The sequence below is a fragment of the Dechloromonas sp. HYN0024 genome, assembly GCF_003441615.1.
Classification (GTDB): Bacteria; Pseudomonadota; Gammaproteobacteria; order Burkholderiales; family Rhodocyclaceae; genus Azonexus.
Genome location: NZ_CP031842.1, coordinates 2361470 through 2378181, shown reverse-complemented (window position 1 = coordinate 2378181; position 16712 = coordinate 2361470). Strand labels below are relative to the sequence as shown.

Here is a 16712-nt window from a genome sequence, read left to right as displayed (position 1 = left end):
CTCAGCCCTCGTTGCGAATCAGATTGAGCAGTTCTTCGCCGTAATGCTCGATCTTGGCGCTACCCATGCCGGTGATGCCGGCCAACATGCCGTGGCTGGTTGGCCGGACTTCGGCCAGTTCGCGCAGGGTTTTGTCGTGCAGGATAACGTAGGCCGGCACCGCTTGCTCTTTGGCTGTATCGCTGCGCCAACTCCGCAGAAGCTGAAAGAGAACCTCATCCGCCGATGACAGGGCACTGTGGGCCGCGGTGCTACTGCTTTTCGACGACGATGACGTGGCTTTGCGGCGGGCTGTCCGGCGCAGTTGTACGCTGCGCTGCCCCTTGAGCACTTCGCGGGCAGCATCGGTGAGTTGCAGGGCCCCGTGTTCGGCCATATCAACATGGACCAGTCCGGCGGCGGCCAGTTGGCGAAAAACACTTTTCCAGCCGTGATCATCGAGATCGGCACCGACGCCGAATGTCGGCAACTGGTCGTGATTCCATTGTTTGATCTTGTCGGTGGCCTTGCCGCGCAGGACATCGGTCAGATGCGTGACACCAAAGCGCATGCCGGTACGGAAAATGGCCGACAGGGCTTTTTGTGCTGCCTGCGTGCCATCCCACAGCTCTGGCGGCTCGATGCAGACATCACAATTGCCGCAGGGCTGGCGTTCTTCGGCGAAATAATTGAGCAGCACCTGGCGCCGGCAGCGCGGCGCTTCGCAGTAGGAGAGCAGGGCGGTCAGGCGTTGCGATTCGAGGATTTTCTGGCCCTCCCCGGCGCCCGATTCGGCGATGCGCGCGTGTTGCAGGGCGACGTCCTGCATGCCATAGGCCATCCAAGCCTCGGCCGGTTCGCCGTCCCGCCCGGCGCGGCCGGTTTCCTGATAATAGGCCTCGATGCTCTTGGGCAGGTCGAGGTGGGCGACGAAGCGGACGTCGGGCTTGTCGATGCCCATGCCGAAGGCGATGGTGGCGCACATGATGAGGCCTTCCTCGCGCAGGAAGCGGCGCTGATTGGCGGCGCGGGTCAGGGCGGGCAGGCCGGCGTGGTAGGGCAGGGCCGGGTAGCCCTGGGCCGACAGCCAGTCGGCGGTCTCTTCGACTTTTTTCCGCGACAGGCAATAGACGATGCCGGCCTGGCCCTGGCGCCCGGCCAGGAAGCCGAGCAACTGCTTCTTGGCATTGTCCTTTTCGACCACGGTGTAGCGGATATTGGGGCGGTCGAAGCTGGACAGGAAAACGCGTGCTTCGGTCAGGCCGAGGCGGACCAGCATTTCGTTCTGCGTCGCCTTGTCGGCGGTCGCCGTCAGCGCAATGCGCGGGATGTTCGGGTAGCGCTCGTGCAGGGTCGACAGTTGCAGGTATTCCGGCCGGAAGTCGTGACCCCATTGCGACACGCAGTGCGCTTCGTCGATGGCGAAGAGGGCGAGCTTGCCGGCTTCGTAAAGGGCGTCGAGCATCGACAGGCTGCGCTCAAGGAGCAGGCGTTCGGGGGCAATATAGACGAGGTCGATGTCGCCGGCGAACATCTGTTGTTCGATCGCCTGCGCTTCGCGCCAGTCGAGGGTGGAATTAAGGCAGGCCGCCTTGACGCCCAACTGGGTCAGGGCGTCGACCTGGTCCTGCATGAGGGCGATGAGCGGCGAGACGACAATGGCGCAGCCGCTGCGCAGCAGGGCCGGGATCTGGTAACAGAGGCTCTTGCCGCCGCCGGTCGGCATGAGGACGAGGGCGTCGCCGCCTTCGCCGATGTGGTCGATGATCTCGGCCTGGGCGCCGCGAAAGGCGGGATAGCCGAAGACATCGCGCAGGATTTTCAGCGCCCGGATGTTGCCTGTTGCAGCAGTCGACACTAAGGTTTTCTCAGCTTTCAAGGGTGACGGCTTCGCGACTCAGTGCCTCGCCATCCCAGCGTAGTGCTTCGCCGTGTGTTTCGTGCCAGTCGGCGAGTACCCAGCGTTCGACGTGGATACCGTCGACGATATGGTCGTGCTTTTCCGGACGGTGGGTATGGCCGTGGATGAAGGTGGCGTAGCCGTGTTCGCGCAGGAAGTCGTCGGTGGCCGGACCATTGAGGTCGGCGTAAACATAGGCCTGGTCACGCTTGCGGCGGGCACTGCGCCAGCGGATGTAACGACCAAGGAGGCTGCGCAGAAAGCGTGGTTTGGCGCGCATTTTTCGCTGCCATTCGGGGTCGCGCACCTTGGCGCGATAGGTCATGTAGGCGTGGTCGTCGAGGCATAGCGCATCGCCGTGGGCGAGCACGAAAGACCATTCGGGCAGGACCAGTTCGTAGGGGTCGGGTAGGAGCGAAATGCCCGCCGCCGTGGCGAACTGCTCGCCGATGGCAAAGTCGCGGTTGCCATGCATGAAGCAGATTTTCAGGCCGGCTTGGCTGGCTTCCCGCAGGGCTGCCGTGATCTGCGCCGCGTAGGGGTCGTTGATGTCGTCGCCAACCCAGACCTCGAAGAGATCGCCGAGAATGTACAGCGCCTCGGCTTGCCGGGCACGGCCAGCCAGAAAGCGCAGGAACAAACGAGTCGCCCCGGGTGACCGGGGCGACAGGTGCAGATCGGAGATGAAGAAGATCAAACGATCTCGGCCTTCTCGATGATCACGTCTTCTTTCGGCACATCCTGATGGAAGCCCTTGTTGCCGGTGGCAACGGCGCGGATCTTGTCGACCACATCCAGGCCTTCAACGACTTCGCCGAAGACGCAGTAGCCCCAGCCCTGACCGGACGGCGACTTGAAGTCGAGGAAATCGTTGTCCACGGTATTGATGAAGAACTGGGCGGTGGCCGAGTGCGGGTCACCGGTGCGGGCCATGGCGATAGTGCCGCGCTTGTTCTTGAGGCCGTTGGCGGCTTCGTTCTCGATCGGGGCCTGGCACGGCTTCTGGTTCATGCCCGGTTCCATGCCGCCACCCTGGATCATGAAGTTCTTGATGACACGGTGGAAGATGGTGTTGTTGTAGTGACCGGCTTCAACGTAGGAAATGAAGTTGGCAACGGTCTTCGGGGCCTTTTCGGCGTCCAGGTTGAGGGTGATGACACCGTGGTTGGTGGTGAGCTTGATCATTGGGTAATCCTTATTTTTCGGAGATGATTTTGACGTTCTGAATGACCACCGGCGTGGTCGGAACGTTTTCGTAATAGCCAGCGTTGCCGGTTGGCACCTTGGCGATCTTGTCGACGACATCCATGCCCTGGGTAACCTTGCCGAAGACGGCATAGCCCCAGCCGCGCGGGTCGGCGGCTGTCCGGTGGTTGAGGAAGTCGTTGTTTTTTAGGTTGATGAAGAACTGGACGCGGGCCGAATGCGGGTCACCCGTACGTGCCATGGCGACGGTGCCGCGATCATTGGTCAGGCCGTTGTTGGCTTCGTTCTGCAGGGCCGGGGTCAAGGTCTTCTTTTCTTCCATGGCCCGGCTGAAACCGCCACCCTGGATCATGAAGCCGTCAATGACGCGATGGAAAATGGTCGCCTCGTAAAAGCCGTGCTTGGCGTTGTAAAGGAACATTTCAACCGTTTTCGGCGCTTTTTCGGGGAAGAGTTCGAGTGTGATCTTGCCGAGGTTGGTGGTCATTTCGATGGTCGGCGCCGCCCATACGGCGAGCGATGCAAGCAGGCCGGTGGCAAGCAGGGAGATTTTCTTGAACATCAGGCGCTTCCTTCGTAAATGATTTTCCACTGGCCGTCTTCACGCAGCCAGTACTGTCGTTTTTTCATCTGGTTGTTGAGGTTGTTGCTGCGGTAATCCTGGTCGAAGGTGACGACGACGACTTCTTCCTTGCCTGGATTGCGCAGGACGGAAAGATTGTCGATCTTCAGCTTGATCCATTCCTTGCTGGCATTGACCTGTTTTTTCTGGGCGGCGAATTCGGCGTAACCTTGATCGCCGGTTTTGAAGCGCGTCGAGTAATGTCCCAGGTAACGTTCTGAATCGCGGCTTTCCCAGTCGGCGCGCCAGGCATCGATCGATTGGTTCAGTTCCCGGCGCTCCTTGGCCCAGTCGTCGAGCGACAGCCATTCGACCGAGTTGCTGATGATGACTGGTGTCAGACCGACCTGCAGGTTCTTGGCGACGACGTCGAGATCCTGATTGGTCAGAACAACGCAGCCGTCGGAGGCGCGTGGTGGGCGCGAGAAGGTGTCGGAGGGCGTGCCGTGCAGCCAGATGCCGCTACCATTGCGGCCCTGCCGCTTGTCCCATTCGTTCGGGTAATTGAGCGGGAAAGCGCCGCTGCCGTAGAGGTCCGCCAGTTTTTGGCGGGGCAGATTGGCGGTGACGTGATAGACGCCGACCGGGGTTTTCTTGTCGCCCTCGACGAGCTTTTCGGCACCCAGTTTGCCCTGTGTGACGTAGTAGTCGGCGACAAAGCGCGGCTGGCCGCCATTTTTGATGTCGTTTTCGTAGAGGTAGAGGCGCGAACGTTTGGTGTCGACGACGATGGCGAAGCGCTGGTCGGGCTGCATCTGCAGCAGGTAGCGCGGTACGAAATCAGCCGGCGGCTTCTCGCGATAGGCCGTGAGACGGGCGATGGCCTCGGCGCGCAGGTCGGCGACCTTGTCGGCCGGCGCGCCACTGAGCGCCCCGAAAGTCTGGATCGGCTGGGTCCGGGCGAGCAGCAGGTCGCCCCTGATCAGGTGAGCCAGACGGTAGTTCGGATGCTGGCGCAGCAGGTTTTCCGTCAGTTGCAGGGCATTGCTCAGGCGATTGCCTTCGATTTCGGCAAAAATGCGGGTCAGTGTCTCTTCCGGACCGGAGTCGGAAACGACCAGCGGCAGCCCCGCGTCCCTGGTCGGTGCGGCCGGTGCGGCCGGGGCTGGCCGGGTCAGGGCGATCGCCGAGAGTTCGTTGATGGTGACCGGGGTGCTGGCTGACTGGTCTTTCAGCCGGACTGCCGCACCGGCGGCGAGCGCTACCGCCAGTCCGGACAGGGCTAATTTGCGGCCAAATTTCACCGGGCGTTTTCTTCCTTGATCAGCCACTTGCTACCGGCGCGAACGAGCACCAGGGTCTTCGTTGTCGACGTGCTCAGGCCGGTGGCCTTGTAATGCTGGCGGAACTTGGCGGTAGCCTGATCACCGTTGATCGAGATCTTCGGTGTATCGAAAGAGACTGAAATCTTGCCACCCTTGCCGGCAATACGTTGCTCGCGTTCCTGTTCCCAGGCCTTGCGGCTCATGCCCTTGGGGGTGTCAAAATCGCGGGCATAGGCGCCCAGGTAGGCTTTCATGTCCTTGCGCGACCAGGCGTCAGCCCAGGCGGTCATGGCCTTGACGACCTCGTCGTTGCCGGCGCTGGCCTTGGCCGGTGCCGGGGTGGGGGCTGGCGTCGGAGCCGGTGCCGGGGCCACGGCAAGGGTCGGGGTGGTAACCGCCGGGGTCGGGGCTGCGGCGACCGGCTTGGCGACCGGCGTGGAGGCTGCGGCGCCCGGCGTGGCGGTAACGATGGAGGCGCTCGGGGCTGCGGCCGGGGCGGCCGGCTTGCTGGCGGCCGCCGCTGGTGGCGTGCTAGTCACGGCCGGGGCCGTGGCGGCGACAGGTGCGGGCGTCGGCTTGACGTTGCCCTTGCCGGAGGTGGTGATCAGGTCGCGGATCAGGGCCAGCTTGTTCTGTGTTGCCGAATTGGCGTTGTCCAGTTGCAGGGCCTTGTCGTAGGCCTGGCTGGCCAGTTTGGCGTACACATCGCCGAGATTTTCGTAGGCGATGGCGTAGGACGGATGTGTCCGGATGGCCATTTCGAGGGCTGTACGCGCCTTGTCATACTGCTTTTGCTGGGCGTAGAGCACGGCCAGGTTGTTATAGGGCTCGGGCAGTTCCGGGTAGTCTTCAGACAGTTTGGTGAACACGCTGATGGCTTCGGCCGGCTTGTTCATCTCGGTATAGATCAGGCCCTTCAGGAAGCGGCCCTGGGCATCCTTGGGACGGCTGCTCAGATAGGCATCGACCTTGTCGAGGGCCTGCGGATACTGACCCTGCTTGATCAGGCGCTGGACTTCCGGGAGATTGTCGGCAAAGGACGGCGCTGCAAAGCCGATGGCCAGGCCGATTGCCAGTGCACGCAACGTCTTGAGCTGCTTAAAACGGGGCTGGAGCAGGGAAATTGAGGTCATCGCTATGCTATACTTTTCGAGGTTATACAATCCTCTGATTCTACCAAAAACGCCGGCTATTCCATAGGGAATAGCAAGCCGGCCTAGCCCCTTTCCCTCCCGGCATGCTCAAGATCTACAACTCCCTCAAGCGCGAAAAGCAGGTATTCACTCCGATCGAAGCGAACAAGGTTCGCATGTATGTCTGTGGCATGACGGTTTATGACTACTGCCACCTCGGTCATGCCAGAGTCATGGTGGTGTTTGACATGGTTTATCGCTGGCTGAAGGCCAGCGGTTACGACGTCACCTACGTCCGCAACATTACCGATATTGACGACAAGATCATTCGGCGGGCTGCCGAGAATGGCGAGACCATCCTCCAGCTGACCGATCGTTTCATTGCCTACATGCACGAAGATGCCGATGCGCTGGGTGTCCAGCGGCCGGACTTCGAGCCGCGGGCAACCGAGTACGTGCCGGAAATGCTCGATCTGATCGGCCAGCTCGAGGCCACCGGCCTCGCTTACCTGGCGGCAGACGGCGATGTAAATTACGCGGTGCGCAAGTTCCCCGGCTACGGCAAGCTGTCCGGCAAATCGCTCGACGATCTGCGGGCCGGAGAGCGTGTCGAGGTTGATTCGGCCAAGCAGGATCCGCTCGATTTCGTCCTCTGGAAACATGCCAAGCCGGGCGAGCCGGCCTGGGAGTCGCCGTGGGGCGACGGGCGTCCGGGCTGGCACATCGAATGTTCGGCCATGAGTTCAAAACTTCTCGGTCAGCATTTCGACATCCACGGTGGTGGCCAGGACTTGCAGTTTCCCCATCACGAAAACGAGATCGCCCAGTCCGAGGGCGCGCATCAGTGCTCCTTCGTCAATTACTGGATGCACAACGGTTTCGTTCGCGTCGACAACGAGAAGATGTCGAAGTCGCTGGGTAATTTTTTCACTATCCGCACCGTGCTCGAGCAGTTTGATGCTGAAGTTGTGCGTTTCTTTATTCTGCGCGCCCATTACCGTAGCCCGCTGAATTATTCCGACGCCCACCTCGACGACGCGAAACGCAGCCTCGACAGCCTGTATTTTGCCTTGCGCGACGTGCCGCCTGCCTCGGTTGAGATCGATTGGAGCAATGATTTTGCTGCCCGTTTTGCCGCGTCGCTGAATGAAGACTTCGATTCGCATGGCGCCATCTCGGTGCTCTTCGAACTGGCGGCTGAAGCCAATCGGCAGAAGAGTGGAGAACTGTCCGGCTTGCTGAAGGCACTGGGCGGCGTGATCGGCCTGCTCGAGCGCGAGCCGATGGCTTACCTGCAGGGTGGCGGTGCGGCTGGTGGTCTTGATGAAGCGGCTATCGAGCAGATGATTGCTGATCGGGCCGCGGCCAAGAAGGCGAAGAACTTTGCCGAGTCCGACCGGATTCGGGATGCGCTGAAGGCGGCGGGCATTGCGCTCGATGACAGTCCCCAGGGGACGAGCTGGCGGCGGGCCTGACTTTCGCTCCGTCTTCAAATAAAAACGGCCCGAAAACGGGCCGTTTTTTTGGCTGAAAGTCGGTATTACTTGAGAATCTTCCCGCCCTGGCCGATCACCGTCAATTCGACAAAACGCGAACCAAGGCGTGTATTCGGCCCATAGTTGATCCGGTAGCCGCCAAGATCGGTGCCGTTCATGGTTTCCAGCGCCGTCACCAGCTTTTCACGGGTGAGATCCTTGCCAGCGCGTTTCAGGCCTTCGACCATGGTCCGGGCAATGATGTAGCCTTCCGTGCCGTAGTAGGAGAAGACGCCCTTGTCGGAGAGCTTCTGATATTCGCGAACGACCGGCACGACGTTATTCCAGGGGTAGGGAACAACCTGTGACACACCGATACCGCGGGCGTCTGCGCCGAGTTCCTGGACCAGCAGCTCGGCACCGACCGGCGACAGGGTCATCAGCATCGGGTGCTGGCCGATTTTTTTCATGGCCTTGACGAAGGCGGCGGTCGGTTTGTAGAGGGTGACCATGACCACGGCCTGCGGTGATGCCTTGGCAATGGCGTCGACGGCAGCAGTGACATCAAGCGAGTTGCGTTCGACGGTGCCGACAGCGGATGGCGCGAGGTTGTATTTCTTGAGCGCGCTGGTCACACCTTCCAGGCCGGACTTGCCGAAACCATCATTCTGGTAGAGCACGGCGATGTTTTTCAGGCCAAGGGAGAGCATCTGGTTGACGATGACTTCGGCTTCGTCGGCATAGCTGGCCCGGACGTTGAACATATAGCGCGTGTTGGCGTTGCTGGTGCTCGGTTCGCGCAGCGTCGCTGCGCCGGAAATGGTGCCGACCAGAGGTACCCGGGCCGGACCGAAGACAGTGTTCATGGCTTCGGTGGTCGGGCTGGAGCCGTAATAGCCGAGCAGGGCGAAGACGTTCTTCTCCTTGATCAGGGTCTTGGTATTGGCAACGGTGCGTTCGGTTTCATAACCGTCATCAAGCGCGATCAGTTCGAGCTTGCGGCCGTTTATGCCGCCGCTCTTGTTGATCTGCTCGAAATAGGCCCCGATGGTATGACGCATATCCTGGCCATAGGCACCGTTCGGACCCGAGAGAGGGCCCGACATGCCGAGGGTGATCGTCGTGTCGGTGACGCCGTTTTCTGCCCAGCACAGCGTGGAAAAGGCAATGGCGCCAATGGTGGCCAGTCGCTTGAGGACTTGCATCGTTTGTCTCCCCCCGTATATTTGATCGGATTATTCTAACAGCCGGGGATATTACCGGGAACGGGGTGATTCAGGCTATGGTGATTTATTCCGATTGCCTGCCGGGGTCAAATAAATGCAGGAAAAAGAAAACCCCGAGGGACCGGTATTGTTTCCGGCCCCTCGGGGTTGTGCCTACAGACGTGCTAAGCGTTATTCCGCAAAGAAGTCCTTGACCTTGTAGCTTCGGCCGGTACTACGTACCTTAACTTGCGATGCGAGCGCGCCTGCGCTGCAGCGTCAAGCATTATTCAGCGAAAAAATCCTTGACCTTGTCCATCCACGACTTGGAGCGCGGATTGTGCTTGGCGCTGTTGTCGCGGCTCGATTCTTCGAGTTCGCGCAGCAATTCCTTCTGGCGTTCGGTAAGGTTGACCGGTGTTTCGACGACGACGTGGCACATCAGGTCGCCGTGGGTGTGGCTGCGTACCCCCTTGATGCCCTTGCCGCGCAGGCGGAAGACGCGGCCGGACTGGGTTTCGGCTGGAATCTTGATGGCCGCAGCGCCATCCAGTGTCGGGATTTCGATTTCGCCGCCGAGGGCTGCCGCGGTGAACGAGATCGGCATTTCGCAATGGAGGTCATTGTGGTCGCGGGTGAACACGGCATGAGGCTTGAGGTGGATCTGAACATACAGATCTCCCGGCGGGCCGCCATTGACGCCATGCTCTCCCTCGCCGGACAGCCTGATGCGATCGCCTTCGTCCACCCCGGCCGGAATCTTGACGGCGAGGGTCTTGTGTTGCTTGATGCGGCCGGCGCCATCACAGCTCTTGCACGGTTCGGCGATGAAGCGGCCGGTGCCGTGGCATTTGTGACAGGTCTGCTGAATGGAGAAGAAGCCTTGCTGCAGGCGAACCTGGCCGGAACCGCCGCAGGTCGGGCAGGTCTTGGGCTGGGTGCCGGCCTTGGCGCCGCTGCCGTGGCAGGGCTCGCAGACTTCCATGGTCGGAATGCGGATCTTGGTTTCCGTGCCGTGGGCGGCCTGTTCCAGGGTGATTTCGAGGTTGTAGCGGAGATCTGCGCCGCGGTAGATGTTGGAGCGACCGCCACCACCGCCACCCCGGCCGCCAAAAATTTCGTCGAAGATGCCGCCAAAGGCATCGGCGAAACCACCGCCGCCACCGCCACCCATGCCTGCCTGCTGGTCAATGCCGGCGTGGCCGAACTGGTCATAGGCCGAGCGTTTCTGGCCATCCGACAGGATTTCGTAGGCTTCCTTGGCTTCCTTGAACTTCTCCTCCGCCGCCGGATTGTCCGGGTTGCGGTCGGGGTGATGCTTCATGGCCAGCTTGCGGTAGGCCTTCTTTATTTCTTCATCGCTGGCATCGCGGTTGACGCCGAGAATCTCGTAAAAATCGCGTTTTGACATTTCTTCTACCCGTCAAGTGACAAAGGCACCGAGCGCCGCCGGATGTTTCCGGAAGGCTCGGCGCCGGGCTCTTGCGTCAGGACTTACTTCTTGTCCTTGTTCACTTCGGTGAATTCGGCATCAACGACATCGCCTTCGACGGTCTTCTCGCCACCGGCCGCCTGTTGCTGGCCAGTCGCACCAGCGGCAGCGCCTTCAGCCTGTTGCTGGGCGTACATCTTTTCGCCGAGTTTCTGGGCGGCTGCCGAGAGGGCTTCGGTCTTGGCGGTGATGGTTTCCTTGTCGCCGTCGCGCAGAACATCTTCAACGCCCTTGATGGCGGCTTCGATGGCTTCCTTTTCGCCGGCGTCGAGTTTGTCACCGTACTCGGTCAGCGACTTCTTGACCATGTGCACCATGCCATCGGCCTGGTTGCGGGCATCAGCCAGTTCGTGCGCCTTCTTGTCATCTTCGGCATGCAGTTCGGCATCCTTGACCATGGCCTGGATTTCTTCTTCGGACAGACCCGAGTTGGCCTTGATGGTGATCTTGTTTTCCTTGCCGGTGGCCTTGTCCTTGGCGGTTACGTGCATGATGCCGTTGGCGTCGATGTCGAAAATGACTTCGATCTGCGGCGTGCCACGCGGGGCCGGCGGGATGCCTTCCAGATTGAACTGGCCGAGGCTCTTGTTGCCGGAAGCAACTTCACGCTCGCCCTGGAGGACATGGATGGTGACGGCGGACTGGCTGTCATCGGCGGTCGAGAAGACTTGCGAGGCCTTGGTCGGGATCGTCGTGTTCTTCTGGATCAGCTTGGTCATGATGCCGCCCAGGGTTTCGATACCGAGGGAGAGCGGGGTGACGTCGAGGAGCAGCACGTCCTTGACTTCGCCTTGCAGCACGCCACCCTGGATGGCTGCGCCGACAGCGACGGCTTCGTCCGGGTTCACGTCCTTGCGCGGTTCCTTGCCGAAGATTTCCTTAACTTTCTCTTGCACCTTGGGCATGCGCGACTGGCCGCCGACGAGGATGATGTCGTCGATGTCGGTGATCTTGCAGCCGGCATCCTTGAGGGCCATGACGCAGGGCGCGACGGTGCGCTCGACCAGTTCATCAACCAGCGATTCGAACTTGGCGCGGGTGACCTTGAGGGCCAGGTGCTTCGGACCGGAGGCGTCAGCGGTGATGTAGGGCAGGTTGATTTCGGTCTGCTGGCTCGAGGACAGTTCGATCTTGGCCTTTTCGGCGGCTTCCTTGAGGCGCTGCAGGGCGAGGACGTCGGCCTTCAGGTTGACGCCGGATTCCTTCTTGAATTCGTCGATGATGTAGTCGATCAGGCGCTGGTCGAAGTCTTCGCCGCCGAGGAAGGTATCGCCGTTGGTGGCGAGCACTTCAAACTGGGTTTCGCCGTCGACATTGGCGATTTCAATGATCGAGATATCGAACGTGCCGCCGCCGAGGTCATAAACGGCAATCTTGCGGTCGTTCTTGCTGGTCTTGTCCATGCCGAAGGCGAGGGCGGCAGCGGTCGGTTCGTTGATGATGCGCTTGACTTCGAGACCAGCGATGCGGCCGGCGTCCTTGGTTGCCTGGCGCTGGCTGTCGTTGAAGTAGGCCGGCACGGTGATGACGGCTTCGGTGACTTCTTCGCCGAGGTAGTCTTCAGCCGTCTTTTTCATCTTGCGCAGCACTTCGGCAGAAACCTGCGGCGGGGCGATTTTCTTGTCGCGCGCTTCAACCCAGGCGTCGCCGTTGTCGGCCTTGACGATCTTGAAAGGCATCAGGGAGATGTCCTTCTGCACTTCCTTCTCTTCGAAGCGGCGGCCTATCAGACGCTTGACCGCGTACAGCGTGTTCTTCGGGTTGGTCACGGCCTGGCGCTTGGCCGGGGCACCGCAGAGGATCTCGCCATCTTCGGTGTAGCCAATGATGGACGGCGTGGTGCGCGCGCCTTCTGCGTTTTCGATAACCTTCGGCTGGCCGCCTTCCATGATGGCGACGCAGCTGTTGGTCGTGCCGAGGTCGATACCGATGATCTTGCCCATGATTCGTTCCTTAAAGATAATTGACTGATGTTCGTGAATTGGGGGCGCTCAAACCGTTTTCAAGGGACTTGTTACGGTCAACCGGAAAAAACGCCCAAAATTGAAAGGTTTATTTGCCCTTGGCAACCATGACCAGAGCCGGACGCAGGACGCGATCGGCGATGGTGTAGCCTTTTTGCAGCACGGTGACAACGGTGTTCGGCTCCTGTTCGGAATCGACCATGCCGATGGCCTGGTGCTTGTGCGGGTCGAATTTCTCGCCGGCCGGGCTGACTTCGTTGAGGGCGTTTTTTTCAAAGGCGGCAACGAGCTGCTTGAGCGTCAGTTCGACGCCGGATTTGAAGCTTTCAACGGTCTGTTCCGGCACGGCCAGGGCAGCTTCGAGGCTGTCCTTGACGGCCAGCAACTCGCCGGCAAAGCGTTCGACGGCAAACTTGTGTGCCTTGGAAATATCTTCCTGGGCGCGGCGGCGGATATTTTCACCCTCGGCCTTGGCGCGCAGCCAGGCGTCGTGATGTTCGGCGGCCTGCAACTCAAGCTCGCGGAATTGCTCTTCGATGCTCGGCAGCTTGTCCGTATGGTCTTCGGCGGCCGGTGCGGTCGCTGCTTCAACGCCCGGGTCAACCGGCGTTTCGCTGGCAGGCAGGGTTTCCTGAGGGTTTTCGGTATTGCTCATGCGTTATCTCCCAAAATTCTGCAGCTTTATCTGGGGGCGGTGCGAGCCGTTTCAAGGGGGAAGGTCAATTATTTTTAACTGGCAAAATTGACACCGAGGCGCAGCCTGCGTGCTACGATAATTCCATAAATGCATGGGGGACATCCTGAATGGAGAAGATTGGCAAATACCGGGTGATTCGCGAGCTGGGCAAAGGCGCTACGGCGACCGTCTATCTCTGCGACGATCCGGATGCCGGTCGCCAGGTAGCGGTCAAGGTCATCAGCTTCGGTCACGACAGTGCCGCCATGTCGCGTCGTATGCGCAAACTGTTCCAGAACGAGGGGATGGTGTCCAAACGACTCAACCACCCCAATATCGTTCGTGTCTACGAAGCCGTGGTCGAAAAGGATTATGCCTACCTGGCCATGGAGTATGTCGAAGGCTTCACGCTTGAGGATAACTGCCGGATCGACAAACTGCTGCCCATGCACCGGGCCATCAGCATCATTTTCAAGTGCTGCATGGCGCTTGATGCGGCGTACCGGCAGGGCATCATCCATCGCGACATCAAGCCGGCGAATATCATGATCGCCGCCAATGACGAGCCGAAGATTGCCGACTTCGGGCTGGCGCTGAACATGAACAAGGACATGGACCGCGATTCGACCTTCATCATGGGGGTTGGCTCACCGGCCTACATGTCGCCGGAACAGATCAAGGGCTATCCGCTCAACCAGAAGACCGACCTCTATTCACTCGGTGTCCTGATGTTCCAGCTGCTTACCGGGCGCCTGCCGTTTCGTGCCAACAACCAGGCAACACTGGTCTATCGCATCATCAATACCGATGCGCCAGCCGTGACGGCGCTTAACCCGAACCTGCCGGATGGGCTTAATGCCATCATGCGGCGGGCGCTGGAAAAGGACCTCTACAGCCGCTACCGGAATGGAGCGGAGATGGCCAAGGATCTGTCGGCGGTGCGCTACCAGATGCTTGACGAGGACCAGACCGAGAAGGACACGCAGCATTTTGAAACCTTGCGCGGACTTGAGTTCTTCGTCGAGTTCGAAAATGTCGAAATCTGGGAAGTGCTGCGCGTCTCGGTCTGGCGCGAGGTGCTGCCCAACGTTGCGCTGATCCGTGAAGGTGAGCGCAACAAGTATTTCGGTATCATCATCAGCGGCTCAGTCGAGATATCGATCGACCGAAAAGCCTTGTGCCGCCTCGGGCGTAGCGAACCGGTCGGGGAAGTCGCCTTTCTCCACCCGGCGAGCGACCAGCGCCATGCGACAGCGGTCACCCTGGAGCCGACCGTGTTCCTCGAAGTCAATGCGGCGGCCCTTGCCCTATCCTCGGAAGAACTGCTCGAACGCATGCGCAACGCCCTGTTGGGACGCATGATCAAGCGCCTGCGGGAGGTTAACCGGATCGCTGCGGCGCAAGGGCAACCGGCGGTTCGCGCCGATTCGGCGGCAGGCCCGGGAGGTCCGTCGCGGCCGGCGGGTGGCATCGACCTTCAGCTGGCCCCGATGTGAGTTGCCCGAAAGTCATTGGTCGTTGCCGACCAATGACTCGTTACCACTTAAAGCACTAGACTTTGAAGCGGCCGACCAGTGTGGCCAGGCTTTCGGCTAGGCGCTTGAGGTCGTGCGCTGCACTGGCTGTCTGTTCGACTGTGCCGGAATTTTCGCGGGCCATGCCGGCGATTGACTCGATACTGTTTTCAACCTCGCCGGAGAAGCGGCGCTGCTGGTCGGTGGCCGACGCAATGGCGTCAAGGCCATGACCGACGGCAGTGACCGAACCATTGGTCGCGGCCAGGACATCCGAGACAGAATGGACGGCCGTCTGGCTGCTTTCCAGGTGGGCCATGCCTTCTTCAATGCTGCGGCGGACGGCGACCGACTGGGCGCTGAGCTGGGCTGTAATGGCATCGATTTCGCTGGCTGAGCGTGACGACTTTTCAGCCAGTTTGCGGACTTCATCGGCAACGACGGCAAAGCCGCGTCCCTGTTCGCCGGCTCGTGCTGCTTCGATGGCGGCATTGAGGGCCAGCAGGTTGGTCTGTTCGGCGATGTCCTTGACCTCGCGGGTCATCATGGTGATCGCTTCGGTATTGCGCACGAAGTTGTTCACCGACTCGGCCATTTCCTTGACGGCACGTTCGACGACATTCATTTCGCCGAGCAGGGTGGTGAGGTTGCGGCTGCCCTCGTTGGCACGGGCCAGGCTTTCCTGCGACTGGTGCTGAACATGTTCGGCGCTCTGGGCGATCGACGAAATGCTCGAAACCAGCTGTTCGACCGCCGAGGCCGCCTGATCTGATTTCTCGTTCTGCTGATGCGAACTCTGCGTCACCCGGTCGGCGCTGTCGGAGAGGGCCGTGACACGGGCGGAAACCTGGCTGGCCGAGTCGCGTACCTGGCGGACCAGCTGGTTGAAGTTTTCCATCATTTCATTAAAGACCTGCGCCGCCTGGCCGACTTCGTCGCGACCGTTGATGTCCAGGCGACGGGTCAGGTCGCCCTCGCCCCGGGCGATGTCGCTGAGCCCGCTACGCAAGGCCTCAAGCGGCTTGCTGACGAAGTGGTTGGTGATCAGGTAGATGAGGACGAGGAGGGCACCAAGTGCCGCCAGGGCGACACCGGCAATCTTGATGCGGAAGGCGGAAACCTGTGCCTCGACGGAGTCGAGCGAAACCTTCATGCTGACCACGCCGAGTACGGTGCCTTCGGGAACCTGGTGGCACAGGGTACAGTCCTTGCCAAGGTAGTTTTTTGCCGCCTTGGTTGGATTGATGACGTGCAGGTAGGAACTGCCGTTGGCCGATTCAACCGATGTATAGGGTGTGCCGCTGGCCATCACTTCCTTTTCCAGGGCGTCGAGGGGGCGTTTGCTCTTGGTGTCGGGGCCGTACAGTTTGACCACGGCATCGCTGCGGGCCACCATCAGATCCTTGATGACCGATAGCTGCTCAATCTGGTCGAGGAAAACTTCGCGTTGTCCGACGGTGCCGGTGAGCATCATGCCGGTCAGACCGGCCATGGTCATCTCGTGGATGCTCTTGGAAAAATCCTGCGCCTGCAGGATCGCCGTCTCCCTATTGACCTGTGTGGTCCAGACAATGGCGCCCGCCCAGATGATGGCGAGTACCAGCCAGATGGCCGCTGTCAGGCGTATCCAGATCTTCAGGTCGGCAATGCGAAACATGATGTCCCTCGATTTTTAGCCGCCATTTTAGCCAGGCGGGCGGTTCTATTGACTGGATTGTGCCAGTCGTTTGTGCTGCATGCAAAATATTCCAGAAGTTCAAATTTCTACAATTGATTCCGGTGGGTATATTTTGCCCTTAAAGCGGGCGTCAATGAGCCTGTATCCAGCGTTTCAGCGAGCCGAGGTCAAGAGCACCGCTCTGTCGTGCGATTTCCCGGCCTTGTCGAAAAATGGCCAGGGTCGGGATGCTGCGGATATTGAAGCGTTCTGCCAGCTGCTGCTCGGCTTCGGTGTTGACCTTGACCAGCCGGATGCGCGGCTCGAGATCAATGGCCGCCTGATGGAAGTCGGGTGCCATCATCCGGCATGGGCCGCACCACGGAGCCCAGAAGTCGACGATGACGGGTAGATCGTTACGGGTCAGGTGGCGGTCAAATGTGGCGGCGGTCAGTTCCAGTGGCTCACCGGTGAACATCCGCTGCTTGCACTGGCCGCAGATCGGGCCGGCATCCAGCTTTGGCGCGGGGATCCGGTTGACTGCAGTGCAGTGCGGACAGACGACATGCAGACTGGTTTCAGGCATGGCTGGCTCGGTGGGCTTGATGCATCTGGTGTGTCGCT

At 60.4% G+C, this 16712-nt stretch carries 14 protein-coding genes; 2 read left to right on the top strand and 12 right to left on the bottom strand.

Features of this window, described 5'->3' with window-relative positions:
• Window position 1 precedes the first annotated feature (1 nt).
• The 6 genes from recQ to HYN24_RS11340 are packed head-to-tail and all read right to left on the bottom strand — an operon-like array spanning window position 2 to window position 6105.
• On the bottom strand, window positions 2-1837 hold the full coding sequence (recQ, locus tag HYN24_RS11365; protein ID WP_240327660.1) for a DNA helicase RecQ: 1836 nt from the start codon (window positions 1835-1837) through the stop codon (window positions 2-4).
• A gap of 10 nt (window positions 1838-1847) precedes the next feature.
• Complete coding sequence (locus HYN24_RS11360) at window positions 1848-2576, bottom strand: UDP-2,3-diacylglucosamine diphosphatase (RefSeq protein WP_117609355.1); 729 nt, start codon at window positions 2574-2576, stop codon at window positions 1848-1850.
• Window positions 2573-3064: a peptidylprolyl isomerase gene (locus tag HYN24_RS11355; protein WP_117609354.1), complete on the bottom strand. Its 492-nt coding sequence runs from the start codon at window positions 3062-3064 to the stop codon at window positions 2573-2575. The genes HYN24_RS11360 and HYN24_RS11355 overlap by 4 nt, the downstream gene beginning before the upstream one ends.
• A 10-nt stretch (window positions 3065-3074) precedes the next feature.
• On the bottom strand, window positions 3075-3647 hold the full coding sequence (locus tag HYN24_RS11350) for a peptidylprolyl isomerase (RefSeq protein WP_205421380.1): 573 nt from the start codon (window positions 3645-3647) through the stop codon (window positions 3075-3077).
• Window positions 3647-4951 (bottom strand): murein L,D-transpeptidase family protein, encoded by a 1305-nt coding sequence (locus HYN24_RS11345; RefSeq protein ID WP_240327659.1) that lies wholly within the window; start codon window positions 4949-4951, stop codon window positions 3647-3649. Before HYN24_RS11345 ends, HYN24_RS11350 begins: the two co-directional genes overlap by 1 nt.
• Entirely contained in the window at window positions 4948-6105 is a 1158-nt protein-coding gene (locus tag HYN24_RS11340) for a tetratricopeptide repeat protein (protein ID WP_117609353.1), read from the bottom strand. The genes HYN24_RS11345 and HYN24_RS11340 overlap by 4 nt, the downstream gene beginning before the upstream one ends.
• A 104-nt stretch (window positions 6106-6209) precedes the next feature.
• Between HYN24_RS11340 and cysS the strand changes: the two genes are divergently transcribed.
• A complete protein-coding gene (gene cysS / locus HYN24_RS11335; protein WP_117609352.1) occupies window positions 6210-7580 on the top strand; it encodes a cysteine--tRNA ligase in 1371 nt (456 codons plus the stop codon).
• 65 nt (window positions 7581-7645) lie between these two features.
• On the opposite strand, the gene HYN24_RS11330 is transcribed toward cysS, so the two are convergent.
• The 4 genes from HYN24_RS11330 to grpE form a co-directional block, all read right to left on the bottom strand.
• Entirely contained in the window at window positions 7646-8785 is a 1140-nt protein-coding gene (locus HYN24_RS11330) for an ABC transporter substrate-binding protein (RefSeq protein ID WP_117609351.1), read from the bottom strand.
• A gap of 286 nt (window positions 8786-9071) precedes the next feature.
• Complete coding sequence (dnaJ, locus tag HYN24_RS11325) at window positions 9072-10196, bottom strand: molecular chaperone DnaJ (protein WP_117609350.1); 1125 nt, start codon at window positions 10194-10196, stop codon at window positions 9072-9074.
• Between the two features lie 83 nt (window positions 10197-10279).
• Window positions 10280-12220 (bottom strand): molecular chaperone DnaK, encoded by a 1941-nt coding sequence (gene dnaK, locus HYN24_RS11320; RefSeq protein WP_117609349.1) that lies wholly within the window; start codon window positions 12218-12220, stop codon window positions 10280-10282.
• Between the two features lie 109 nt (window positions 12221-12329).
• A complete protein-coding gene (grpE, locus tag HYN24_RS11315) occupies window positions 12330-12896 on the bottom strand; it encodes a nucleotide exchange factor GrpE (RefSeq protein ID WP_117609348.1) in 567 nt (188 codons plus the stop codon).
• A 149-nt stretch (window positions 12897-13045) separates the two neighbouring features.
• On the opposite strand from grpE, the gene HYN24_RS11310 reads away from it, so the two are divergent.
• Window positions 13046-14413 (top strand): protein kinase, encoded by a 1368-nt coding sequence (locus HYN24_RS11310; protein ID WP_117609347.1) that lies wholly within the window; start codon window positions 13046-13048, stop codon window positions 14411-14413.
• A 55-nt stretch (window positions 14414-14468) separates the two neighbouring features.
• On the opposite strand, the gene HYN24_RS11305 is transcribed toward HYN24_RS11310, so the two are convergent.
• Window positions 14469-16088, bottom strand: coding sequence for a methyl-accepting chemotaxis protein (locus tag HYN24_RS11305; RefSeq protein ID WP_117609346.1), 1620 nt, complete (start codon window positions 16086-16088; stop codon window positions 14469-14471).
• Between the two features lie 151 nt (window positions 16089-16239).
• Window positions 16240-16674 (bottom strand): thioredoxin TrxC, encoded by a 435-nt coding sequence (gene trxC / locus HYN24_RS11300; RefSeq protein WP_117609345.1) that lies wholly within the window; start codon window positions 16672-16674, stop codon window positions 16240-16242.
• Between the last annotated feature and the right edge of the window lie 38 nt (window positions 16675-16712).

Excerpts from the sequence above, each read along its gene's own strand:
- HYN24_RS11355 (WP_117609354.1), bottom strand. The coding sequence starts at position 3,064 with ATGATCAAGCTCACCACCAACCACGGTGTCATCACCCTCAACCTGGAC.
- HYN24_RS11310 (WP_117609347.1), top strand. The coding sequence starts at position 13,046 with ATGGAGAAGATTGGCAAATACCGGGTGATTCGCGAGCTGGGCAAAGGC.
- trxC (WP_117609345.1), bottom strand. The coding sequence starts at position 16,674 with ATGCCTGAAACCAGTCTGCATGTCGTCTGTCCGCACTGCACTGCAGTC.
- grpE (WP_117609348.1), bottom strand. The coding sequence starts at position 12,896 with ATGAGCAATACCGAAAACCCTCAGGAAACCCTGCCTGCCAGCGAAACG.
- HYN24_RS11350 (WP_205421380.1), bottom strand. The coding sequence starts at position 3,647 with ATGTTCAAGAAAATCTCCCTGCTTGCCACCGGCCTGCTTGCATCGCTC.
- HYN24_RS11305 (WP_117609346.1), bottom strand. The coding sequence starts at position 16,088 with ATGTTTCGCATTGCCGACCTGAAGATCTGGATACGCCTGACAGCGGCC.
- dnaJ (WP_117609350.1), bottom strand. The coding sequence starts at position 10,196 with ATGTCAAAACGCGATTTTTACGAGATTCTCGGCGTCAACCGCGATGCC.
- dnaK (WP_117609349.1), bottom strand. The coding sequence starts at position 12,220 with ATGGGCAAGATCATCGGTATCGACCTCGGCACGACCAACAGCTGCGTC.
- HYN24_RS11340 (WP_117609353.1), bottom strand. The coding sequence starts at position 6,105 with ATGACCTCAATTTCCCTGCTCCAGCCCCGTTTTAAGCAGCTCAAGACG.
- HYN24_RS11330 (WP_117609351.1), bottom strand. The coding sequence starts at position 8,785 with ATGCAAGTCCTCAAGCGACTGGCCACCATTGGCGCCATTGCCTTTTCC.
- cysS (WP_117609352.1), top strand. The coding sequence starts at position 6,210 with ATGCTCAAGATCTACAACTCCCTCAAGCGCGAAAAGCAGGTATTCACT.